Origin of the sequence: Brevibacillus sp. AF8 (genome assembly GCF_021270385.1) — a bacterium.
GTDB lineage: Bacteria > Bacillota > Bacilli > Brevibacillales > Brevibacillaceae > Brevibacillus.
Genome location: NZ_JAGQDN010000007.1, coordinates 144,812 through 169,238, shown reverse-complemented (window position 1 = coordinate 169,238; position 24,427 = coordinate 144,812). Strand labels below are relative to the sequence as shown.

General features: G+C 45.1%; 18 protein-coding genes and 2 pseudogenes. 15 read left to right on the top strand and 5 right to left on the bottom strand.

Going from position 1 to position 24,427, the window contains the following annotated elements; genetic code table 11:
- Positions 1-287 precede the first annotated feature (287 nt).
- From KB186_RS12370 to KB186_RS12340, 7 genes and pseudogenes are all read left to right on the top strand, one after another.
- On the top strand, positions 288-812 hold the full coding sequence (locus tag KB186_RS12370) for an SRPBCC family protein (protein ID WP_232773723.1): 525 nt from the start codon (positions 288-290) through the stop codon (positions 810-812).
- Between the two features lie 239 nt (positions 813-1,051).
- Positions 1,052-1,879, top strand: coding sequence for a helix-turn-helix transcriptional regulator (locus KB186_RS12365; RefSeq protein WP_232773722.1), 828 nt, complete (start codon positions 1,052-1,054; stop codon positions 1,877-1,879).
- A gap of 87 nt (positions 1,880-1,966) precedes the next feature.
- Positions 1,967-2,950, top strand: a complete 984-nt coding sequence (locus tag KB186_RS12360; protein WP_173611672.1) for an ABC transporter substrate-binding protein — start codon at positions 1,967-1,969, stop codon at positions 2,948-2,950.
- Positions 2,951-2,979: 29 nt separating this feature from the next.
- A complete protein-coding gene (locus tag KB186_RS12355; RefSeq protein ID WP_047070248.1) occupies positions 2,980-3,318 on the top strand; it encodes a cupin domain-containing protein in 339 nt (112 codons plus the stop codon).
- A 287-nt stretch (positions 3,319-3,605) separates the two neighbouring features.
- On the top strand, positions 3,606-4,103 hold the full coding sequence (locus tag KB186_RS12350) for a DUF6138 family protein (protein ID WP_232773721.1): 498 nt from the start codon (positions 3,606-3,608) through the stop codon (positions 4,101-4,103).
- A 71-nt stretch (positions 4,104-4,174) separates the two neighbouring features.
- The gene (locus KB186_RS12345) at positions 4,175-4,597 is read left to right on the top strand and encodes a tetratricopeptide repeat protein (RefSeq protein WP_221868663.1); all 423 of its coding nucleotides are present in this window, start codon (positions 4,175-4,177) and stop codon (positions 4,595-4,597) included.
- A 36-nt stretch (positions 4,598-4,633) separates the two neighbouring features.
- Positions 4,634-4,813: pseudogene (locus KB186_RS12340) on the top strand (uracil-DNA glycosylase); the annotation flags it as partial.
- Positions 4,814-4,970: 157 nt separating this feature from the next.
- On the opposite strand, the gene KB186_RS12335 reads toward KB186_RS12340, so the two are convergent.
- Positions 4,971-6,017, bottom strand: a complete 1,047-nt coding sequence (locus tag KB186_RS12335) for a zinc-binding alcohol dehydrogenase family protein (RefSeq protein ID WP_232773720.1) — start codon at positions 6,015-6,017, stop codon at positions 4,971-4,973.
- A gap of 125 nt (positions 6,018-6,142) precedes the next feature.
- Here KB186_RS12335 and KB186_RS12330 point away from each other — a divergent pair, with 125 nt between their 5' ends.
- Entirely contained in the window at positions 6,143-6,538 is a 396-nt protein-coding gene (locus KB186_RS12330) for a winged helix-turn-helix transcriptional regulator (protein ID WP_173611675.1), read from the top strand.
- A gap of 78 nt (positions 6,539-6,616) precedes the next feature.
- A complete protein-coding gene (locus KB186_RS12325) occupies positions 6,617-7,750 on the top strand; it encodes a response regulator (RefSeq protein WP_232773719.1) in 1,134 nt (377 codons plus the stop codon).
- A gap of 17 nt (positions 7,751-7,767) precedes the next feature.
- Here KB186_RS12325 and KB186_RS12320 read toward each other — a convergent pair whose 3' ends face one another.
- Entirely contained in the window at positions 7,768-10,842 is a 3,075-nt protein-coding gene (locus tag KB186_RS12320; protein WP_232773718.1) for a hybrid sensor histidine kinase/response regulator, read from the bottom strand.
- Between the two features lie 279 nt (positions 10,843-11,121).
- Here KB186_RS12320 and KB186_RS12315 point away from each other — a divergent pair, with 279 nt between their 5' ends.
- Positions 11,122-15,543: a DUF8202 domain-containing protein gene (locus KB186_RS12315; RefSeq protein WP_232773717.1), complete on the top strand. Its 4,422-nt coding sequence runs from the start codon at positions 11,122-11,124 to the stop codon at positions 15,541-15,543.
- A 98-nt stretch (positions 15,544-15,641) separates the two neighbouring features.
- Here the strand turns inward: KB186_RS12315 and KB186_RS12310 are convergent, their stop codons facing one another.
- Together KB186_RS12310 and KB186_RS12305 are read right to left on the bottom strand one after the other, a co-directional pair.
- Complete coding sequence (locus KB186_RS12310; protein WP_232773716.1) at positions 15,642-16,016, bottom strand: hypothetical protein; 375 nt, start codon at positions 16,014-16,016, stop codon at positions 15,642-15,644.
- A 200-nt stretch (positions 16,017-16,216) separates the two neighbouring features.
- Positions 16,217-16,957, bottom strand: a complete 741-nt coding sequence (locus tag KB186_RS12305) for an SDR family oxidoreductase (protein ID WP_232773715.1) — start codon at positions 16,955-16,957, stop codon at positions 16,217-16,219.
- 123 nt (positions 16,958-17,080) lie between these two features.
- Here KB186_RS12305 and KB186_RS12300 point away from each other — a divergent pair, with 123 nt between their 5' ends.
- The 5 genes and pseudogenes from KB186_RS12300 (at position 17,081) to cysI (ending at position 22,906) form a co-directional block, all read left to right on the top strand.
- Positions 17,081-17,932: a helix-turn-helix transcriptional regulator gene (locus tag KB186_RS12300; protein WP_232773714.1), complete on the top strand. Its 852-nt coding sequence runs from the start codon at positions 17,081-17,083 to the stop codon at positions 17,930-17,932.
- A 6-nt stretch (positions 17,933-17,938) separates the two neighbouring features.
- Positions 17,939-18,073: pseudogene (locus tag KB186_RS12295) on the top strand (BBE domain-containing protein); the annotation flags it as partial.
- A gap of 79 nt (positions 18,074-18,152) precedes the next feature.
- Positions 18,153-19,052, top strand: coding sequence for a class I SAM-dependent methyltransferase (locus tag KB186_RS12290; protein ID WP_232773713.1), 900 nt, complete (start codon positions 18,153-18,155; stop codon positions 19,050-19,052).
- A gap of 275 nt (positions 19,053-19,327) precedes the next feature.
- Positions 19,328-21,151: an assimilatory sulfite reductase (NADPH) flavoprotein subunit gene (locus tag KB186_RS12285; protein ID WP_232773712.1), complete on the top strand. Its 1,824-nt coding sequence runs from the start codon at positions 19,328-19,330 to the stop codon at positions 21,149-21,151.
- Positions 21,152-21,184: 33 nt separating this feature from the next.
- Positions 21,185-22,906, top strand: coding sequence for an assimilatory sulfite reductase (NADPH) hemoprotein subunit (cysI, locus tag KB186_RS12280; RefSeq protein ID WP_221868669.1), 1,722 nt, complete (start codon positions 21,185-21,187; stop codon positions 22,904-22,906).
- Positions 22,907-22,998: 92 nt separating this feature from the next.
- Here the strand turns inward: cysI and KB186_RS12275 are convergent, their stop codons facing one another.
- Entirely contained in the window at positions 22,999-24,378 is a 1,380-nt protein-coding gene (locus KB186_RS12275) for an SMI1/KNR4 family protein (RefSeq protein ID WP_173611681.1), read from the bottom strand.
- Positions 24,379-24,427 lie beyond the last annotated feature (49 nt).

Below are 24,427 nucleotides of genomic sequence, written 5' to 3'. Positions count from 1 at the left end.
ATTATATTGATATTGCAGTCATCAAAAATCTATTTGGTCTTACTGTTACATGCTATGCGGTGAGCCTTATCATAAGTAACGGCAAGTATTTACAAGCATTAACAAAGTAGTTGCTTTGAAATAAAGTTCGTAATGATTAGATCTATATATTTAACTGGGTGGGTATGTTTAAAGGTATTAACTTTGTTTAATAATATTGGCGGTGTTAGTAATCGCGGTTGGGCACGGCATCTCGTCCAAGCACTTATATAAATTAAAAGTGAATACTGATTGATGGAGGAATCGATATGACGCCCAACTCGGAAAGCAAAGAGTTAGTAATAACGCGTGAGATTCATGCGCCACGCGAACTTGTATTTCAAGTATGGACTGAAGCAGAGCACCTGAAGCACTGGTGGGGGCCGAAAGGGTTTGAAATAAGTGTAAAGCATCTCGATTTTCGTGAGGGCGGATTTTTCCACTACAGTATGCAAGCTCCTGATGGCAGTCAAATGTGGGGTAAATTTGTGTACCAGGAGATCAAGGCTCCCGAGAAGATTGTCTGGATCAACTGCTTTTCAGATGAGGCAGGAAACATTGTCAGGTCTCCATTCAGTGATTGGATCCCGCTCGAAATTCGCAATGAGGTAACAATGAGCGATAATAATGGTACAACCCAAATAACCCTTTGCAGCCGACCGATCAATGCTACTAAAGAAGAGCGCAACTTCTTTGAGGGGATGTTCGATTCCATGAAGCAGGGCTTCGGAGGAACTTTTGATCAGCTTGAACAATATTTGTCGGAGGGAAAAACTAGCCAAAGCGTCCAATAGGATGTCTTTTTTGGTCCAAAGTTCCGTGATCAGAAAAGTTATCTTTACACTTGCCGTTACCCGCTGTTTGAACATTAGCGGGTGCGGCATTTTTATTGTCTGCACAGGATAATAATGATAATCGTTATCAATAATGGTAAAATAAACAAGAGCTGCTTCAGATCAAGAAGCTGCACAGGATGTACAACGATCGATCTTACGTATTACTGGCAAACGACTATTGAAACGAGGTATGCAACGTGAAAATCGACGTTAATCAGTTAGCGGAGCATTTGGCACACATTCCTTTTCAAGTAGAAGGAGTATATCGATATGCGAAAAATCCAGGTGTACCTTACGCTGAATATACAGATTCTTTTCCTGGATTTGTGTTTCCACTTACAGGGAAGGTACAATTTCAATTTAATGGAACGCCTTATATCTTTTCGCCAGGAAAAGTTGTGCATGGCGGTGCAAGAATGAAACTAGCTCAAAAAATGTTCGGTAACACAAACTGGGAATATATCCTTGTTTTATACCGGATATATAACTCAGAACTAGAAGAGACAAGCTTTTCCCATCAGCATTTTGAATTATCAACGGGTCAATCTCCTCGTCTGATTGAATTAATTATGCGTCTTTGGCATGTGTATAATCAGCCTGGTGGCATTTCGATGTTTCAGACCGAAATGCTGTTTCGTGATGTACTGAATGAAACCTTATTATGTGTTGTGAATAGGCAGAATAGCTGTGAATCACAAACTTTGTTCGAACGGGTATCTCATTATATTCATGAATACTATGATCAAAGCCTTACAATAGCATCGCTTGCAGAACAATATAACGTGAATCGAAATCGACTGTCTTATGTATTTAGAAGACATGCAGGTATGGGACCAGCGGAATACATATTAAAACATCGTATAAACATGGCGCAAGAAATGCTATTTACAAGTGAAGCGTCTGTACAACAAATTGCACAAACGGTTGGAATTGCTGACCCGTTTTATTTTAGTAGAGTGTTCAAGAAACAACTTGGTATCTCTCCTACTGAATATCGAGAGAAGTTCATCAATAATCCATGCTAATTTCAACAGGCATCCATTCTCATCTAAAAATTCCTTTTCTATACTAATGGCAAACGAAAGATAACATGATGTTGGAGGAATTTTCGTATGCAAAAGATGAAAGGCCTGCTAATCTCCATGTTATTAGTAGCAGGCATACTGGCAGGTTGTAATGAAACACCTGCTGAAAATAAAGGATCAACGACAGAAGGCGCATCTACAACAGCAGGTAAGGTAGATACAACTGAATGGCCAAGAACATTTAAGGATGCCTTAGGTAAAGAAATTGTTATTGAGAAAAAACCAGAAAATATTGCTTCATTATGGTATTTTTATCCTGAAATACTAGTTGCATTAGGTGAGTCGCCTGCTGCTTCTACTGAAAAAGAGTATCTATCTTCTTTAACCTATTTAAAAGGAAAGCTGGATTCTGCTGATGAATTAGGAGAAAAATTATCACCTAATATTGAAAAAATCCTATCGATAGAGCCTGACATTATTTTAGCAACTGAGAATCATGAAAAAATGTATGATTCACTAGGAAAGATTGCGCCAGTCATTACGTTAAAATCCAAGGACATCTATGACGATTGGCAATATGGACTCCGAACAGTAGCCGAGATTATTGGAAAAGAAGATGAAGCGGAAAAAGTCATTGATAAAATGATGAAAGAAATCATAACTGGGCGCGAAGCATTAAAATCGATTGAAGGAGAGTCAGTAGCCCTTATATTGTCGTGGGATGGAAAAACGTTTAATGTCCTGGGTGAAGGAAATCCGGTCTATATACTTGCGTTTGATAAAGAGAAGGGACTGGGACTTACACCAGACCATATATTTAAAGGTACGACTAATAAATTTACTACGTTTGAAGGAATATCAACGGTTGAAGCAGACCATATTTTCCTTATCGGTGACATTACCAAAAAGGAAAAATTAATGAATGACTTAAAACAAAGCAATGTGTGGAATAATCTCAATGCCGTTAAGAAAGGAAATGTTCATTTAATGGATACGTCTGCTATTACTGGTGGCCCATTAGCTATCGAATACGCTTTACAAAATATAACAAGTGCCTTGCGTAAGCTCTAAAAAGTCGAGAAAAATGAGGAGGGATTCACATGCATTACCAAGCTATTAATCTGAATGAGAAGCTATCTACATTCAACGATCTCTGGTCTCCGAAAGTCGTTGCTGAAATAAATGACTATCAATTTAAGCTCATTAAGATTGCTGGGGATTTTATGTGGCACGGGCATCAAGGGACGGATAAGGTATTTATTGTGCTCGAAGGAGAGATGTTCATTGCTTTTCGTGATGGCCAAGTGAAAATTTCCAAGGGTGAGATGTTTATTGTCCCGGGGGGAGCCGATCATAAGCCTTTCGCCGAAAAGGAATGCCATATCATGCTGGTGGAGCCTAGAGGCGTAATAAATACTGGCGGTACTGAGTCCGAATGAACAGCAGCCAATGCGAAAACGCTATTCATAGACACACAGCTAAAACTACTTTTGCTGGAATGAGAAGCTCTGTGGCAGCTCCTTCTTACTTTTCGCCGATAGATCCGTTAAGGTGAGCCTTATCATATGTCAGATAAACTAAAGGGAGAACGGCCATATGGCCTTCTCCCTTTTGCTATTGAGCTTTAGCCAACCCAAGGCAGAGGTATACAATTCCAACAAAGTTTTCCATTCTCATAGTATGATTATATTGAGCTAAGATCGAACACGCAAAAGGGCGGGAGACAATGAACGAATTACAAAAAGAAGCGCTGGAAGAGATGAAAACGGCGATTCATAAATGGTTTGACGAACAGGAAACTCGAAAGAATGCAGAAGAAGTGGTCTTACGCACCACGCTGCAAGTAGGCATCTTTAACTTTGTCCAGCTGGATTATCGACCGGGCAGGACTAGGGTTGAAAGTTCGAAATCTGCGGGGAGTGCCGCAGGCAAAAAGTCGATGAAAGCTTCACCCTTTACGCGGGAGCAGATATTGCATAAGGTTCAGCCCCTGCTGGCGGAATCAGGCTATGTCGATTTGCATGATTTGGATGAGGATAGGCAGCCGCGCAAACTTTATATAGATGCCTCCGAAGAAAAAAGGAACCTGCTTCGGGATGAATTGTACAAGTTTTCCCGTGACCCGCTGGCTTACGAATTAGCCGAGCTTGTTCCGGCCGATGATATGAGGGAGCTTGCGGAAAAGGCAAAAATGTTCGCAGATGAGCTGGCACCGTTAAGCTGAACCATACCACAAGTAACGGCAAAGTTTTTGATACAGCGGCTTCAAATCGCACAGGATAGGAGAGAGTGACGGTGCAACTTTCAGATTCCACCCATGCCGAAATTACCGTGCTGTGCAAACAAGGCGATGATTTGGTGAGAGCAGGCAATCTTGAGGAGGGCAAGAATAAGTACGTCGCGGCCCTGCGATTATTGCCGGAAAATCATCGAGAATGGAAGGCCGCAACGTGGATATATGTGGCTATTGGGGATGTCCATTTTCAAATGAAGAATTACGATAAGGCATTCAAGTGCTTCTTTAATGCTGTACAGTGTCCGGAGGGGTTGGGGAATCCCTACATTCATCTGCGATTAGGGCAATTATATTACGAGCAGGAAAACCTTGAAAAAGCAGCAGATGAACTGACCCGGGCTTACATGGGTGCCGGGATTGCGATCTTTATGGAAGATGACCCAAAGTACCTTGAGTTTCTGGAGACAAAAATAGAGATTTGAAGTTCCTGGATTAGAAAGGAGCTGCACCACAAGAGAATGGATCATCCCTATGTAATCTTACCTGAAGAACAAGCGCCCAATGGTATAGAGCATTGTGAAATATGCGAACTACCCAAGCAGCGGAATCGCGTCATCTGGGGTGAAGGAAATCCGAAGGCTCCGCTTATGATGATTCTGGATAATCCCGGGGCACGGGAGGATCGGGAAGGAAATTCAACACGGCAGGATATAGTTGACGAATTGCTGTATCACTAGTAAAGGAAAATTTTTACCTTTGTATTCAAAAAGGCCCCATAGTAGCAAGGGGCCTTAGCGTTGTTTATTCACATTACTGCTTTTTGGAACCAAACGTGCCTACTTCGTCTTCGTCCTATCAGAAGTTCTCTAAAACAATTTTTCCAATGGCCCGTCCAGATTCCAGCTTCTCATGCGCCAGACGCAGGTTTGCAGCATTGATAGGCTCCAGTCGTTCAGTCAGCGTAGTTTTTATTTTTCCTTCATCGATTAAGTTCGCCAGTTCATTCAACAATTCGTGTTGTTTGATCATGTCATTGGTTTGAAGCAAGGACCGTGTAAACATGAACTCCCATACAAACGTTACACTTTTAGAAAACAGCAAGTCCATTTTCAAGCTCCCTGCCCAGGTAGCCTTATTTGTAGGAACGATAGAGCAAATTTTACCTTGGGGGACAATGACTTCCGCCATATTTTCAAGATGTTGAACAGTATCATTCAAGCAAAAGATATAATCGACGGCGTCAATACCAACTTCTTTGAGTTGAGGGAGAAAAGGGTTGTTGTGGTTTATGATAAAATCTGCGCCGAGACCTTTAGCCCATTGAATTGACTCTGGACGTGAAGCAGTACCGATGACGGTCAAACCTGCTAATTTTGCAAGTTGAATAGCAATCGATCCTACTCCTCCAGCTGCACCGATAATCAGTATGCTTTTGTTTTCACCTGCATTATTTAGGCTAATTCCTAAGCGATCAAAAAGGCCCTCCCATGCAGTTATCGAAGTAAGTGGTAATGCGGCGGCGGCAGCGAAATCCAAGCTTCGCGGCATATTTCCCACAATTCGTTCATCAACTAAGTGGAATTCACTGTTGCTGCCTGGTCGAGACACACTGCCCGCATAATAGATTTTGTCCCCAGGTTTAAACAATTGGCAGTCAGGACCGACTTGTTCTACGATTCCAGCGGCATCCCAACCAAGAATTTTCGGTGAATCGGCTTCGTAGTTATGACTTTCGCGGACGCCTACGTCTGCTGGGTTGACGGAGATTGCTTTTACCCGTACAAGCAAATCGCGGCCTGTAGGTTCCGGTTTATCCAAGTGCAGATCAACAAGGCTTTCCGGATTGGATATAGGGAGGTACTGGTAAGCACCGACAGCTTTCATCTTTTGGTGAGTATTCATGTGTATTCATCCTCTCAAATAGGAAATGTTGTATAGTTGCATTGTAAATCGATTCAATTACTTTAAGTAAGTACGCATATTTTTATGGTATAGTATTAAAAATCAAACCATTGGGGGATAAGCTGATGGGAGACCGAAGAAAGAAATATGGAGCAAGTCCAGATATGCAAGCATGTCCGGTTGAAACAACGCTGGATGTTATTGGTGGGAAGTGGAAGGGGATCATTCTCTATCAGCTCCTGAACGGAACGAAAAGATTCAATGAATTCAGGCGCCTCAATCCGGGAATCACGCAGTTTATGCTCACATTGCAGTTAAGAGAGCTTGAACGGGATGGCATTATCCATCGCGAAATATATAAAGAGGTTCCTCCAAGAGTGGAATACTCCCTTACTGATTTCGGAAGGACTCTGGAACCAGTCATTATGTCAATGAAAGTATGGGGCGAGTCCTATAAAGTCCGGCTTAATGAAAATCCAGCGATACAAGAGGAAGAGAGTGAAAGGCAAGTTGAGCAGTAATCGAAGAGCGGGAATGTTTGAGTAAAAGTTCAGGGAGGGAATAGTTTAGAAAATAGGTAGAATATTAAAGTGGGGAACATGATGAAAGCGATCTTAATCGACGATGAAGAGTTGGCACTAAATTATTTAGAGCATCAGTTATTAAATATCGGCGATTTTGAAATTGTTGGCAAGTTTACAGATCCGATGATTGGTAAACGTGAGATTGAAAAAAATGAGATTGATATTGTCTTTTTGGATATTCAAATACCAAAGCTAAACGGTATCGAGTTGGCCGAACAGCTTTTGGAAGTGAAACCTCAATTACAAATTGTCTTCGTCTCCGCATATGAGCGATATGCGATTAAAGCATTTGAGCTGAACGCCCTTGACTATGTCTTAAAGCCAGTAGGCAAGCAACGTCTGCAAAATACAATGAAACGAATTCAATCGATGATGGAGGAACAGGCGACCTTCTCCCTTCAGAAATCGGAGAATTTACAAATGACTCTGTTTCAACAAGTAACGATTGTAGATGGAGGCCAGGAAATCCCACTTCGTTGGCGAACTGCCAAGGTGCAGCAGTTGTTTTTATATTTGGTTCAACACAGGGGAACAGCGGTTAATAAAACGGCGATCATTGAGTTGCTTTGGCCAGAGCTTGAACCGGAAAAAGCCTATCATCAATTGTATACGGCTATCTATCATATTCGCAAAACGTTGGCGCCAATTAGTAAATACTTTCAAATCAGCAATACATCAGAAGGGTATAAGGTAAGACTAGAACAAACCATCTTGGATGTGGATCAGTTTGAGCGTTTTTTTCGTTCTGACTTATCCTTATCTGCGGAGACGATTGGCGAATATGAACAAGCCATAGCTCTGTGTAAAGGAGATTATTTGCAAGAGCATCATTACATATGGGCAGAAAGCGAGCGTCAAAGATTACAACTGCAATGGGTGCAAACCGCCGTGAAAATGGTGGATTGGTATTACGCCAATGATGAATGGGACAAAGCCATCACGCTATGTTTGGACATTTGTCAGCGTTATCCGCTCGAGGAAGAAGCTTATTTTTTCCTTATGAAAATATTTGCTGACATGGGAAGGCACTCTTCCGTTCACAAGCAATATGATCAATTAACGAGTGTGTTATGGAACGAATTGCAAGAACAGCCTAATCCGGCTATTACAGAATGGTATGAACTTTGGAAGCAGAAAAATAAGGAATAAACCAAGTGGCTTATTCCTTATTTCGGGATTCTAAAAGTGACGTTCGTACCTTGTTCAGGTGAGCTATCAATCATTAATCCCTGGTTATATAGTTGTTTTAGACGCCGTTCAATATTTCGCAGACCTACGCTTGCTCTTTTTTTGCCATGCCTTGTTTGGCTGAAAAGTTGATTCAGATCTTCCTCTGTTATCCCTTCCCCATCGTCTTGGATTGAAACTTCGAAATACTCCTCTTTGTCTTTGATGTGAATCCAGAGTGTTCCTCCACTTGTGCGTTGCATTAAGCCGTGTTTGATAGCATTTTCGACTAGTGGTTGTATGGATAAGGGCGGTAAGCCAAAATCAAGATCAGGGTCCAGATCCCATTCCACTTGCAATCGATCGCCAAATCGTTGCTTCTCGATATACAAATAAGATCGAACGAGATCAAGTTCATCGTGAAGCGAAATAATGGGTTCAGAATTATGAAAGTCGAAGCTCAAACGCAAATAGTTGCTAAACTCATCAAGCAGTGCCTGCATTTTCGTGAAGTCCTGGAGTCCCAAGGCGGCAATTGAATTCAATGCGTTAAATAAAAAATGAGGTTCGATTTGTGATTGTAACCATGCTCCTTCCATACGCAAACGTTCATCGAAGGATATTTTAAACTCTGTTAAGGCTTTTACTCTCGCCTTTAATTCCCAAGCATCGACGGGTTTCTTAACATAGTCGTTCGCCCCTGCTTGAAAGCCGGCTACAATATCCTCGGAGCGATTGCGCGCGGTCAAGAGCAGGACAGGCAGTTCTAAAACAGAGAATCGTTCCCGGATGATGCGTGTTAGTTCATAGCCGGATACGTGAGGCATCATGACGTCTGAGATGACCAGATCCACCGGTTTGCGTTCCAGTATGGACAGGGCTTGCTGAGCGCTGGTTGCCGTACTTACTTCATATTGATCTGATTCAAGCATTTTGCGGAGGATGTTCAGGTTAATACTGTCGTCATCCACAACGATAATTTTTGCTTTTCTATTCATAGAAGAAACCGTTTCTATCGGTGTCGTGATTCGATCCGTCGTTGCAGCGACCATTTCTAGGGAAGTCTGCATCCATGTCTGAGCGCTGTTTTCTTCTATTGGAACGGAATCTGTAGCTAGTGGGAGTGTAAAGGTAAAGGCAGAGCCTTTTCCCAGGGTGGACTGAACCGATAGCGTACCGCCGTGCAGCTCGACCAACTGTTTGGAAATATGTAAGCCAAGCCCGAATCCGCCACTTGCTCTGATTGAATTCAGTTCCGCTTGTTCATAAGGTTGAAAAATGGTTTGCAAAGCTTTTTCCTCGATACCAACCCCAGTATCCTCTACTTGGATATGCGCAAATCCGTTAGACGTTGTCGCGCGAATTGTGATGGTTCCTTCATCTGTAAATTTAATGGCGTTATGCACCAAATTGAAAAGAATTTGAATCAGCCGGTTTTCATCTCCCCGAACAGAAGGAAACGAATCGTCTATTTCCACTTTTAAAGCAATCGGCTTTCCGTCCAGCATCAGTTTCGCCATATCGAAAACACCAGCGAAGATAGACTGCAGGTTTAATTTTTTCTCATGCAGGCGAATGGTGTTCTCTTTTAATCGGGTTACATCCAGCAGATCATCTAGCATGAGCGTCAGACGTCTACTGACATGCAGGAGAATATCCAGACGCTTTTTGTGTTCTTCATGAAGGGGATTGTTTGTATCCTCGATAATCGCTTGTGTGATATTGATGATTCCGTGTAATGGGTTTCTCAGTTCATGAGAAGTATTCACCAAAAATTCATCCTTGCGCTTATCCTCTTGCTGTAATTTCTCAGCAAGATGTTTCGTCTCAGTCGTTGCCCGGAAAAATCGTCTAAACCAATATGCCGCAAAAGCAAGTACGGCAAAGATCAGGTTGAAGGGGTAGTGAATAAATTCTAAGCCTAATATTCCATAAGCAATCGTCCAGATCACATTCACCCCTACAAACAAGCAAGCTAGCAGGAGAAATATAATGTCTTCCTTGTCCCGAATGGCTTTCCAGAGTATGTAGGCAGAAATAATGACGGATAGGAGCATCACGATAGAGAGCATTCTGACCATCGCTAAGATAGTTCCAGCAGGTACGAAGAGAATGAATATGGCGTATAAGCTGCACAAGCCACCGAAACCTTGTAAAATCCTTCTGTTCAGATAGGCAGGAAGTAGATGATGAAACAAGGCAGGTATGAAGGCGACTGCACCAACATAGACGAGATACGTCAACTTAACTGTCCAATCATAATCGAGTTGCAGCCAGACAAATAACAACTTGTCATCGGCTGTCACCACAGTCAATATTCCACAAATCATGACCAAAGAGAAATATACCAAGCCTTTATTTCTGGCACCCAAGAAGTACAGGAGCAAGGCATATAAACTATGGATCAGAAACACGACGAGTAATAATAGTTGCAAACTGATGGAGAGGATCGTCCGCATCTGTACAGCTTCTATCGTACCGAAGCGAATGGGTTTTGTGATTCCTCCTGCTCCGGCATCATTGGAAGCATGGATAACCAACTCTATTTGGCCTTGTTCTGGTGTCAGTTTGACAGTATAGGGGATATTGCGTGCTTGGTGCTCTATGAAGCTGGTTGCCGGGTGTCCCACCTGGGATACTAACTTCCCATTGGCATAGATGGCCGAGGCAGTTCGAAGCTCATTGATCCTGATCCCAAGTGTCTGTTCCTGTTCCGGATCAAGCAAGATGCGTAGTCGATATGTGCCGAAGCGGAACGAGTCCGGTATACCTTCCTCCTCAACAAATGCTTCATCCCATCGATTGGGCACTTGGAGGTATGTCTTTTCCTCAGGTTTCTTCAGATCGTTTCTCTCTATGAACTGAGAAGGGTAGAACTCCCACTCCCCATCCAACCGTAATGTTTGGTATCCCGAGAATTCCCACCCGCGTAAATCAAGCACCCCTTGTACAGCGACTGGTTTTTCAGCGTAGTCAAAGGTGGTGAGAAAACTCATCCAGAGTAAGCGAATGGCTGTCACCATTAGTAGAGCAACAACGATCATTTTCGTCCATTTCCAGGCGACTGTTTTCATTTCATTTTGTACCCTCAATTCGTAATAGTAGCAACCTCTTAATCCCCCAATTTGGATGCAAGTCATGCCTCTCTATGTCTTTGCCGTTTCTCAAATGATTACTTTTCGACAAGATTTTCAGGACACCTTTTAAAATTAATATATCGGGTGTTTATGGATTCATGGTGGATCAGGGGCTTTGAAGAGGTTTTGTAGAGGCGCCCCTGTTAAGATGGCAAATTAGGAGAAGTCTATTCATACACAAAATATCAAAAGCTGAGAGGAGAGGAAAAAAGGGCAATGAAAACAATTACGAAGCTGCGTAATTGGTGGAAACGTCCACTAGCGTTCATGCTTTTGTTGGCGCTAGTAACAAGTAGTTTCTCCATGGCAGGAGTGCCTGAGAGAGTGCAGGCGGCTGAATCTATCAAGTGGTTAACGTACAAGTTTGACATTAATGATTTTTCAAATCCATCTTTGCAAGAACTATTTCAGTTAAATGGAAATTCGACAATCCTTGATGGAAGATTGGTTGTGACTCCGAAGCAAGCAAGTCAAACCGGCAGCGTTTTTAACAAACAATTCTTCCAACCGCATGAAGAGTTTTCATTTAGCACAGGATTTTCATTTCGGATTGACGGTAATCTGCCGAATACCGCTGATGGAATGACCTTTGCCATCGTAGGGGACCCTACAAAGTTGGGCGGCTTTGGTGGCAATCTGGGGCTAGCAGGAGTTAGTCCAAGTCTAGGCATAAAATTTGACACCTATCTGAACAATTATAATCAACAAAAATTTCTCGATCCATCAAACAACTATATTGGAATTGCCTATAATGGAAATTTGGTAAATGATAATCCGTCGTGGTACAAGAATCTCAACGATGTTAAGGATGAATCCGGTAACCCGAAGTTTGTTTTGGCGAATGGGAACACGTATTATGCCTGGATTGATTATGATGGTGCATCCAGTAATGTAAAGGTGTACTTGAACGATTCAGCGAGCAAACCAAGCGATCCCTTGATTAATGCGAATGGAATCAATCTAAAGGGGATTTTTGGTGACACAAAGGGAATTTATGCTGGTTTCACTGGTTCCACTTCAAGCTGGTACGAATCGCATGAAATTTTGAGCTGGTATTTCGTCAACGACTTTGCACCGATTGGAGATAACTTCGGTACCCCAGAGGGTTCAAATGATTATCGACAAGCGCCATCATTCATTGATATGACAGTGGAGAAATCGGACAAGCCAGGGAAACACAAAGTAGTTGTTACCGCGTACAACCCTGACAGGTCTGCAGCCGCTGATGTTTCGATTACATTGACAAACAGTAAAGTAGGAACTTGGACAGATGCGGATGGCAACCCAATCACAGACTGGTCAATGGTAAGAACAGACGGCGAAGGAAAAGTGACCGTTTACTTTACTCCCGATAATGTTTTAGATGCAACTGACGTAAGAGCAGTCGCCGTTGGTGGCGCGATTGCAACGGGAACGATCTCCGCTGTGGTACCTAAGCAAGGGCCAGGCGGGGTGAGTGAAGGCTTACTCTCTTGGGTTGATGTAGAACACAGTGCTGTGCTTTCGGGAAACCAAATCAATCAATTAACAGACTTGGCAGATGGCGGAGTATGGATGCCTAGCGGTGCTAGTACCAATGACAATGTGCCTAACGCTCTGAATTTTAATAGCGGAATCCAAATTGACTCAAATAAAGGGTATTATACTCGCTCTTCCATTGATTTTAATAATAATGCTGCTACGGCTCGGGAAATATTCTCTGTCCAGGCAAGTGACAAATATAGCGGATTTCCATGGGAGTTTGGAGGAAAACACACAGCTGCAGTTGTTTATGGAGCTAATAATGGAAAATCCATAAGTTCATATTTCGGTAGAGACGAAGGTAGCTTGAGCGTAGACGTCGGTGATTACCAATTAAAAAATGGAGCGATGTTAAACATCTGGAGTGCTCCAAATGATTGGGCGCTTTCGCTAAATGGAAAAGTATTACAGACAACAAACAGTAATACTCCCAACTTTGCATCTCCGATAACAAGCGGAAGTAAACCTTATTATTTTGGTGCAGGTCATAACAGTCGCTTTTACGGGAAGATGTCTGAAACGATCCTTTATAACCGTAAATTGACTGATGAAGACCGAAACAAAGTCAACAGTTACCTTGCTTTAAAATACGGATTGACATTGAAAGATGAAAATAATGCTCCGATTGATTATGTTGCTAGCAATGGCTCAACGATGTGGAAAGCTAGCAACAACACTGGCTACGGCAACCGCATCACAGGGATCGGTCGTGATGAAGCAGGTGCTTTGTATCAAAAGCAATCGAAATCTCAGGTTGACGGTGCCAATGTCACGCTTGCAATAGGCAATGCGATTCAAGAGACGAATGCCCAGAATACCAAGACGATTGCAGAAGATAAATCATTCTTTGTTTTTAGCGATAACGGTGGAGACGTTACATTCGAGACGCCAATAACAAAAGATACAGAAAGTCTAAAACGTATTGGACGCACCTATAAAGTAGAGAAAACGAATTGGCAAGATACAGACGTTACGCTGCACGTAGACAAAGTAGCAGGCGCTTCCGAGTGGCCTTTGTATCTGGTTGTTAGTGAGGATGAGCAATTCGATCAGAACGATGCATTCCATCCACTTACAGATGGCACAGCAACACTTAATAGTGCTGAATTTGCTAATGGCAATTATTTTACGATTGCCGCAACTGTACCCGTACCAACAGCTGCTACAATTGAAGAAACAGTAGCGGATGGCAATAAAATAACGGTAACGTTTGATCGAGGAGTGGAGTTAACCGATTTAACTGGATTTACAATTACAGTTGATGGTACAGCTGTAGAAAACCGTGGTCTCACTTTCAAAGTTGACGAAAATGATGCTACAAAGCTAGTGATCACCTTGCCAGCAGGTACGAATGTTTCCGATAAAGCAGTAAACATTTCCTATGATGGCTTGGGGAACCTAAAAGGTACAAACGGTGTTCCAGTAGATCCATTTAACAAAAATGTTGAGGATTCTGGGGCGACAATTACGATTACTGAACCAAGTGCAGATCGAGTCACTGTAAAGAAACCAGAGTTCAAAGGAACGTCAACAGCGGGATCTACGGTGACCGTTGAGATTAAAGACAAAGCTGGCAATGTAATAGATACTCCAACAGTAACAGTTGATACAGAAGGCAACTGGACGTTTACACCTACCCAAGATTTACAAGATGGTGAGTACACCGTTGAGGTAACAGCGACGACAGTAGACGGCAAGTCAGCCAAAGCGACCAAGTCTATTACCGTAGATACAACACCAACCCAACCCGTCGTCGACAAAACGAAGCTGCAAGCAAAAGCAGATGAAATCAAGGCTGAGAACTTGAAGGAAGAAGAGTACACAAGCGCGAGCTGGGTAGAACTGAAACAGGCGTTGGAAAAAGCGAATGAAGTACTGGCTGATCCAAATGCAACCCAGCAAGAAGTAGACGAAGCGCTCTCGGTATTGAAAAAGGCCAGAGAAGGTTTGAAAAAACCAAGCGTGCCTACACCTACACCAACACCTACCGTCGACAAAACGAAGCTGCAAGCAAAAGCGGAAGAAATCGAATCCGAGAATCTTGCGGGTGAAGACTACACAAGCGAGAGCTGGGATGAACTGCAAAAAGCATTAGAAAAAGCGAATGCGGTTCTGGCTGATCGAAATGCAACCCAAGAAGAAGTAGACAAAGCGCTCTCGGCATTGAAAAAGGCCAGAGAAGGTTTGAGAAAACCAGATGAGCCTACACCTACAGTCGACAAATCAAAGCTGCAAGCAAGAGTAGATGAGATCGACGATGAAGATTTGGATGAAGATGACTATACATCTTCAAGTTGGAGAAAGCTCGAGAAAGCATTGAAGCGAGCAAATGACGTACTGGAAGATCCTAATGCAACCCAGGACGAGGTAGACGAAGCACTGGCTGAGCTTAAAAAAGCAAGAAGAGGTTTAGAATCTGTCGACGAACGAGACAGAGACCGGGATAAAGAACGGAAAAAAGACCGGGAAAGCACGAATCAAGTTCAAAACCCGTTCTTTACTGGAGGCAGCTCCAGTTATGTAGAACCGAAGCCAAGTGAGCCAGCAAAAGAGAAAAACGACCAAACAGGCTACATGAACGGCTATCCAACCGGAAACTTCGATCCAAATCGCCAAGTAACCCGTGCAGAAATGGCCATGATCTTGGTAAACACAGGAATGGTCAAGACTACATCCGCAAGCGGAATGTTTATGGACGTAGCCGACCAGCATTGGGCGGCAGATGCGATTAGAAGAGCGAATGAAGCAGGTCTGATGAATGGTTATGCGAATGGTACGTTCAATCCGGGAGGCGGAATCACGCGCGCGGAAATGGCGACCATCGTATACAAATATCTGGGATTAAATGGAGACGGCATGCCGAACAACTTCTACGATGTGCCAGCAGATCACTGGGCAACTCAGATTATTGCGGCAGTAAGTAAAGAAGGCTACTTGGCCGGCTATCCTGATGGTACATTCCAACCCCAAAAGACATTGACTCGAGCAGAAACGGTCACCATCATCAATCGTTTGCTGAACCATTCGCAATTAAGTTCAGTAATAGGACAAAGCTGGCCGGATGTACCTCCAACTCATTGGGCGTACAAAGATATTGAAGCAGCAACCAAAAAGTAAAAAGAACTCTCTTCCCTAATCCAAGAAGACCGGAGTGCATATTTTATATGCTTCTCCGGTCTTTTTTGACTACTCTCATAATCGCTATGTATGAAGATTCATTCACATATACTGCAATTCGGGAAATTCCCTTGCAGGTAGGAATCCCATAGGTTATTGATAAATTCAATATTGATCTTGTTTTCAAACGCCTTGGAAATAAGACCAAAGTCATCTGACGCATACCCTGCCAGCTCTGAATTCTGGGTTATCCGAAAAGTTTGCTTGAACACAAATTCCCTAATTTCTCTGATCACAGTATTTTCAGAGGGGTCAATTTCATCAACTTTTTTGTAACCAGAACTCCATGCCGTATCAAATTCAACAGCATCCCTAGCGTCTAATTCAGCGTCCCAATCAACATCTTTATGGAAGACATTCTCTAAAAAATGGTCATGACTGATGATTGAAAGTATCTCACTCGCTGTTTTCAACGGAACCCTACCCCCTTCCATAATATACTAATGGGGATCGCTTTGTAGCACAATGGGATGTGCCTCAGTTTTTGCAAACCTCAACAGGATCATTCATGGGTATCCGGCTTCTTCTACGTACTCGTTTCCGCGATCTGGGACATGGCAAATCCCCTCGATTATGAGGGGATTTCGCCAATTAAAGCTGATTGGATTTGTTGTCATACCAGCGTAGAACCGCCATCTACGACAATGACCTGGCCAGTGGAGTATTTCTCACGCATTAAATAGAGAAACGCTTCAGCCGCGTCCTCGGGTTCACCCACTCGGCCAACGGGGAGGGATTTCCCGACAGTCTCGTACATGGTGTTTCGTTCTTTTTCAGGAATATTGTCCCATAATTCAGTACGCATTAATCCGAAACATATGGCGTTGACACGAAGCGGACTCAGTTCGACGGCTAGCGCCCTTGTCAGAGACTCGATAGCACCACAAATGCTGGCTCCGATCGTCAATCCCTTTGGAGGCCGAACTGAAGCAGCGCCGGAAACGAATATAATGGAACCATTTTGCCGTATTTTCTCCGAGCCATATTTCGCTGCCATAACTGCACCCCAGTACCTGATGTTAAAGAATTGGCGCGCCTTGTCCATGTCAACGGTGTTGAGATTTTCAGGCTGAAATGGCTCTCCAGCAGTGAAAACCAAGTGATCAAATTCACCAATACGGCTGAAAAATACGCGAACCTGCTCCTCATTTGATAGATCAACCACATATCCTTCCGTACCTTGGGGGAGACGCGAGACAGCATCGTCAACTCTCTCTTTTCGACTGGACACTACAACAACAGATGCCCCTTCCCGCGCAGCGGCTTCCGCTGTCGCAAATCCAATTCCGGAAGTTCCTCCGAGCAGGATAACACGCTTGCCTTTCAAAGTACTGCAAAGTTCCAGATTTCTCATAAGATCGTCCTCCTTCACTGTCGGTGATAAGTGGATTATAATCAGCTTCATTAACTGACAAATAGCTCTGTATTTACAGTACGATTCGGAAAAGTAGTATAAATTCTATTAGGATAGAGGTGTATGATCGTTATGAATGATGAAAGAAGACGAAGGGAGCTAGCTGATTTTCTCCGGACCCGTCGTTCACGCCTTTCCCCGCAAGAGGCGGGATTACATGTTGAAACTGCACGTCGTCGTACGCCTGGTCTTAGGCGGGAGGAAGTGGCGACTCTCTCAGGGATTTCTTTGCCATGGTACACGGCATTGGAGCAGGGAAGGGATATTCAGGTGTCGGAACAAGTGCTGGAGAGCTTGGCGCGGACGCTCCAACTCAGCCATGACGAGCGCAATCATTTGTTTGTATTGGCTAATTGTTCTGTAGTTCCATACGTCACAGTAGGCGAATCAATTTCTCCTGCCCTCCAGCAAATTCTCGACAGGATGGGGAGCTACCCTGCCTATGTCATCGATAGACGCTGGAACGTAACGGCATGGAACAAAATTACAAGTACGCTTTGCGGAGACTTTAATCAGATAGCAGAGCTCGAGAGAAATATACTTTGGAGAGTCTTCATGATGAAAGATAACGAGGCTCGCATTGTTAATTGGGAAAACGTCGCCACGATGCTGTTGGCTCATTTTAGAAGCCGATACGCCTTGTACATGAATGATTCGTGGTATCGGGAATTAGTTGACAAATTGTGTGAACACAGTGAGGAGTTTAGAATGTGGTGGCGAAAACATGATGTATCCGGGACTTCGACAGGGGAAAAAGTGATACATCATCCTAAAGCTGGCCTGTTGAGTTTTCGTTACAATTCTTTTGCCGTGCCTGAAAGTGCTGACTTCGTGATGAGGGTATATACACCAATCGAAAACACTGGGACTGATCAACAGTTAGAAGATCTAATTGATGAGTCTCGTTTAGCATGAAAGAAAGATTTGCAGATCAAGAACTGGCCTAAGGCGTATTATGGTGTGAACTTTGCCAGATTGAAGCAGGTGAAGCGAACGTACGATCCGCATCATGTGTTTCGTTTTGCCCAGAGAAGTAAAGGCAAGTCTTTGGAGTAGGATGGTCTGGAAGCATTGAATTGCTATTGGTCAGGATTGTCCGATTAAATAGGAGCATATTAAAATCAGACCATTTTGTATGAAGCATAGAATAGATGAATCGATAGGAGAGAGAGCAGCCATGCATGAAAAGCAACCTACGGTACCAGACCATACAGCGGTGCGGGTCGCGTTGTGGCGGGCATTGCACGCACAGATCGATTCTCCACCACATGTGTTGGAAGACGAGATCGGTCTGCGACTGGCGGCCCCGGAAGACGACTGGCGCCAACGTCCCGACATGGACCCTGGAAGCACTAGCGGATTTCGAGCATCTATTGTGGCCCGTGCTCGTTTTATTGAGGATTTGGTCACCGAACAGCTCGGGCAAGGCGTCACCCAGTACGTCATCCTCGGCGCTGGCCTCGACACCTTTGCTCAGCGCCGACCGAAAATCGCCTCTCAGATGCGGATCTTCGAGGTCGATCAGCCAGACACGCAGGGTTGGAAGAAGCAACGCTTGAGCGAGCTGGGCTTTGGCATCCCCGAGTGGTTACGATTTGTGCCTGTTGACTTTGAGGCAGGCTGGTCCTGGTGGGAGCAACTCAAGAACTCCGGCTTTGATGCTAGCCGACCAGCTGTGGTAGCATCCACTGGTGTCACTCAGTACCTTACCCAGGATGCGATTGTGGCTACGCTGCGTCAAGTAGCGACGCTTGCTCCGGGCTCCACGCTGGCTATGACGTTTTTGCTCCCCTTCAACTTTACAGAAACTAAGGAGCGGCCCGAAGTTGAAGAGGCAGAAAAGGGAGCGCGGTCAAGCGGCACGCCTTTCATTAGCTTTTTCACACCGCCGGAGATGCTGGCGCTGGCCCGCGAAGCAGGTTTTCGAGAAGTCCGGCATGTTTCCTCCGCAGAACTTAACCAGCGTTACTTTACTGGCCGCACCGATGGTCTTTCACTGCCAAACGGAGAAGAATTCCTGATCGCCACTACATAGAGTCGAGACTTATTTTGGTAGGGGATAGAAAACTGCATATAACTCTATTTGATTAGCTACGGTGTCTTTCAGATAACCGTAGCTTTTTCTATGGTACCACCCCGGTTCCTACTCTGTGGACCGGACCTTTTTATGCTGTTTTCCAACGATTAGTAAAACTTATGATGACAATAACGAATTCCAATTGCTCGGATTCTACTCGCTGTGGTAGTTTAAAGTAAATAATCATATAAGATTACTCGGAATTAATTTTTTCTCGTGTGAGGTGCATATCGTTGGTACTTAAGGTGACAGACAGTCCTTTCAGTCAGGAACAAGTAGAGCTCCTAAATCGGTTGTTGCCTACGCTTTCGGAGGTGCAAAAGGTTTGGCTGAGCGGGTATCTTGCAGCTCTTCACAAAGTGGAAGCACCGATGTCCGCTGGGTTTCAAGCCACTTCAGCTACGAATGGGCAAGTCATTTCCAAAGAGGTGACAGTGCTTTTCGGGTCTCAGTCCGGGAACAGCCAAAAGCTGGCCAAGGTGCTGACTGGAAAGCTTCAGGAGCACGGCTTCCACGTAACTCTTTCCTCTATGAGTGACTTCAAGACGAATGCGTTGAAAAAGGTTGAAAACCTGCTTGTCGTGGTAAGCACACACGGGGATGGTGAACCACCCGATAACGCCATCTCCTTCCATGAGTTCCTGCACAGCAAAAGAGCGCCTAAATTGGAGGGCCTGCGTTTTTCCGTGCTGGCATTGGGCGATACCTCCTATGAATTGTTCTGCCAAACTGGCAAAGAGTTCGACAAGCGGTTGGAAGAGCTAGGCGGCAAGCGTCTAACTCCACGGGTCGATTGCGATGTGGATTACGATGAACAAGCCTCTGAATGGATGAATCAGGTCCTGGCCTCTCTGAGCGAAACTACGGCGACCCAAGTTGCTGCTGCAAGCGCAATCGTGAGCGGTGCAGTGGGGTCAGGGTCACAGACCGAATATTCACGATCCAATCCATTTCAGGCTGTGGTCTTGGAGAACTTGAATCTGAACGGACGGGGATCAGATAAGGAAACCCGTCACTTGGAAATCTCCCTTGAGGGTTCCAATCTCGAGTATGAACCGGGTGATTGTTTGGGGATCTATCCTAAAAATCATCCTGGCCTTGTCCGTGAGCTGATTGACGCAATGGGTTGGAAGCCGGAAGAGCTTGTTATGATAAACAAAAACGGGGAAGAGCTCCCGTTGGAAGAGGCCTTGTCCAGTCATTTTGAAATCACGGTTCTCACCAAGCCTCTCTTGGAACAAGCGGGAAAGCTATCATCAGGAACCGGGTTACAGGAACTGCTTGCGGAAGGACAGGAGCAAAAGCTTCGTGATTATGTTCGAAATCGCGATTTGCTAGATCTGGTGGAGGACTACGATTTGAAGGGCGTGCCTGCCAAAGAATTTGTCTCCATCCTGAGAAAGCTACCGCCGCGTCTCTATTCGATCTCAAGCAGCTTAAAGTCCTACCCGGACGAAGTTCATCTGACAATTCGCAATGTTCACTATCAGGCTAATGGCCGAGATCGCTACGGCGTTTGCTCCAGCTATATCGCGGATCGTTTGGAGACGGGTGATACGCTGCCAGTATTTGTTCAGCATAACCCCAACTTTAAGCTACCGGCTAACCCGGACATTCCGCTGATCATGATTGGTCCCGGAACTGGTGTCGCTCCATTCCGCGCTTTTCTGGGGGAACGGGAGGAGCTTGGAGCGATGGGCAAGACATGGCTTTTCTTTGGCGACCAGCATTTCTCCACAGATTTTCTCTATCAGCTCGAATGGCAGCGTTGGCTCAAACAGGGCGTACTGACGCATATGGATGTCGCGTTCTCTCGAGATACGAGCGAAAAAGTGTATGTTCAGCACCGGATGCTTGAAAAGAGCAAAGAGCTTTACCAATGGCTGCGGGATGGGGCGCACGTTTACGTATGCGGAGACGAGAAAAAGATGGCGCACGACGTTCACGCTGCCCTGGTCAGCATTCTTCAACAAGAGGGCGGACTTGATTCAGAGGAAGCTGTTGCGTATTTGAAACGGATGCAGCAGGAAAAACGCTATCAGCGAGATGTCTACTGAGTGTTGAGAAAGAATGAGAGGGGAGATGTAACCATGTCAGAAAATCATTTGCTTTCGCCAAACAGTGCTCCTCACAGCGATGTAGAGGACATTAAACGCCGAAGCGATTACTTGCGGGGAAGTCTGGCGGAAACGCTGGAAGACAGGATTTCTGGGTCGATTCCTGAGGATGATAATCGCTTGATGAAATTTCATGGCAGCTACATGCAGGATGACCGGGATCTTCGCAACGAACGGAGCAAACAGAAGCTGGAGCCGGCCTATCAATTCATGGTGCGTGTGCGTGCCGCTGGTGGCGTTGTCACGCCAGAGCAATGGCTCATGATGGACGATATCGCCCAGCAGTTTGCGAATGGGACGATTCGCCTGACGACTCGTCAGTCTTTTCAACTGCATGGCGTGATTAAGTGGAATATGAAGCAGGTGATTCAAGAAGTAAACGAGGCCTTGTTAAGTACATTGGCTGCTTGTGGGGACGTCAACCGCAATGTCATGTGCAATCCAAATCCGTACGAGTCGGAAGTTCATCAAGAGGTTTACGAGTGGGCCAAAAAAATAAGCAATCATCTGGACCCCCGAACCCGCGCCTATCATGAAATCTGGCTGGATGAGGAAAAGGTTGTCGACAGTCGGGATGGGGTAGAGCAAGAACCGATCTACGGCCCTGTCTATCTGCCGCGCAAGTTTAAGATCGGCATCGCCGTACCGCCTGCCAATGATGTTGACGTTTTTTCACAGGATTTGGGCTTTATCGCCATTCATGAGGAAGGTCGATTGTTAGGCTTCAACGTTGCGGTCGGAGGCGGAATGGGAATGACCCACGGCGATCCCAAAACGTATCCGCAGGTGGCGCGGGTAATCGGCTTCGTTACACCGGAACAAGTATTGGAGGTCGCCGAGAAAACGGTCATGATCCAGAGAGACTACGGAGATCGCGCGGTACGAAAGCACGCTCGGTTCAAATATACGATCGACGACCGTGGTATCGAATGGTTTATCCATGAACTGGAGCAGCGACTGGGCTGGGAGCTGGAGCAGGCACGCCCCTATCACTTCGAGCATAATGGCGATCGCTACGGTTGGGTAAAAGGGAGCGACGATAACTGGCATTTTACCCTTTTCATTCAGAATGGCCGTGTAAAAGACGAGGACAACTACCTCCTGAAGTCCGGACTGCGGGAAATTGCCAAGGTGCATACAGGGGATTTCCGCCTGACGCCGAATCAGAATCTCCTCATTGGAAATGTCACCAGTGAAAAGAAGCCGGAAATTGAACAGATCATTCAAGCATACGGGCTCACCGATGGAGCTGCCTATTCTGCACTGCGGAGAAACTCCATGGCTTGTGTTTCGTTGCCGACTTGCGGACTCGCGATGGCTGAGGCAGAGCGTTATTTGCCTACATTGCTGGATGAGATCGAGCTGATCTTGGATGAGGCGGGTTTGCGTGATGAGGAGATCGTCATTCGCATGACAGGATGCCCAAATGGATGCGCAAGACCTGCACTCGCGGAAATCTCTTTTATTGGGAAGGCTGTCGGTAAATACAACATGTATTTGGGCGGTGGTTTCTCCGGGAATCGATTGAACAAGCTGTATCGTGAAAACATCGGAGAAGCAGAAATACTGAATGAACTGCGGCCGATCTTAAATCGGTATGCGAAAGAACGTGAGGAAGGCGAACATTTCGGAGATTTCGTCATTCGGGCAGGGTATGTGAAAGAAGTCAGATCAGGGCTCGATTTTCATGAGTAGTACGGCATAGCAATCAGGGATTTGCTCGCAATCAGTGGAAATAAAAAGAAGAGCCCGCGACCATGTGGGCTCTTTGTTGCTTCCCAAGTATTTTAGGCTTCCCGTATCTGCTGAATCACTTCCGCAGCGAACTGATCTGTAAAACGGATGTGTCCATTTTCCTGTACGATCCGGCCTTCCTCCTTGCGACGATCCAGCCATTCGCTAATCCAGCCCGGAGCATAGCCGCCTTGACCGAATTCCCCGCCAAAGGCAATCATTTTCTCATAGACAGCGAGGTACTGTTCACGAGTGGTATCGGGGTATGACTTTGTGTATAGCCAAAACTGCACATCGTACATCAGATACGAAAGTTCATCTGCATGAAAAGAAAAAAAGCCTTTTTCCTCTACAATCCGTGTACAAATGCTGCGTATTTTCTGTTCAATTTGTTCCACTTCCGATACGGGAGTGCACAGCTCCTCCAGCAAAGAAGAGAATTTCCCGTGGGCTACTTTGTAAAGAGCCGCTTCCTTGTCCTCCTCGGAGGTATCGTATTCTTCTTCGTTCACCAAGCCTCTGATAAACGCCTCGAAATTTTCAGCCAAGAACGTAATTTCATAATCGCTTTCCTGATCGACGTGGATGACTTCGGGTTCACCATCTCTACCGCATGCCCGGTAATCCAGCATCACTACGTCATGACCTGCTGAAGGACAATCGCAGATGACAACTCCAATGTCGGGATATCCCCATTCCTCAATCATAAATCGACTGCCAAGATCCCCACAGAGCGAATAGCTTTTCTCTCGACCAATGCCCAGAATACCCGTAATGGCAATGTGATCCTCAGCCCAGGAGGTAGGGTCTTCTGTTGGAAAGCACGTGTTCTTCGGAACGCCGCCATTTTGTTGCTTCATTAGTGCAAGATAGGAGGCAGGGAGCTTGTATCCCAGCTCTTCCTCAATCGATGCGATCAGTTCATCCGTGGGTGGCGCGGATTGATATGCCTTTTTCGCGTACTCGCTGTCATCCCAAAAGTCTTCAAGTGACATGTTTGAAAAAGGAACTTCCTCCGATGCTGAACCTTCAACAGCCGCTGCCCTTTTAGCAGCCATCCGAAGCTCTTGTCTTTGCTGCTTCTCCGCTTTTTGCAAGCTCCACCTTAACCATGATTCAGTATTCTGATTACCGGTTTCTAACTTGTCTGAGGTACGGAATGACTGTGCCGCCTCTTCAAATCGTTTCAAATGATAGAGGGCATAGCCTACCCGAAAGTGCCAGACTGGGTCTTGTTGACCTGCTTCAGCAATTTTCTTTAATTGGTTGAGAGCTTCTTCATATAGACCCAAGTTGTTATAAGCTCTTCCCAGTCGGCTGACCGCCTCATACTCTCGCTCCTCCTCAGGAACGGTTAGCAGCAAGTCCACAATTTGCTGGTGTTCGTCTTCTTCATGCCAGCAATTCAATTGTTCGATAAGTACCTGATCCATTGCAAACCTCCTAAACGATTCTTTTTCTTAGATCCCAGCCACGCGAATC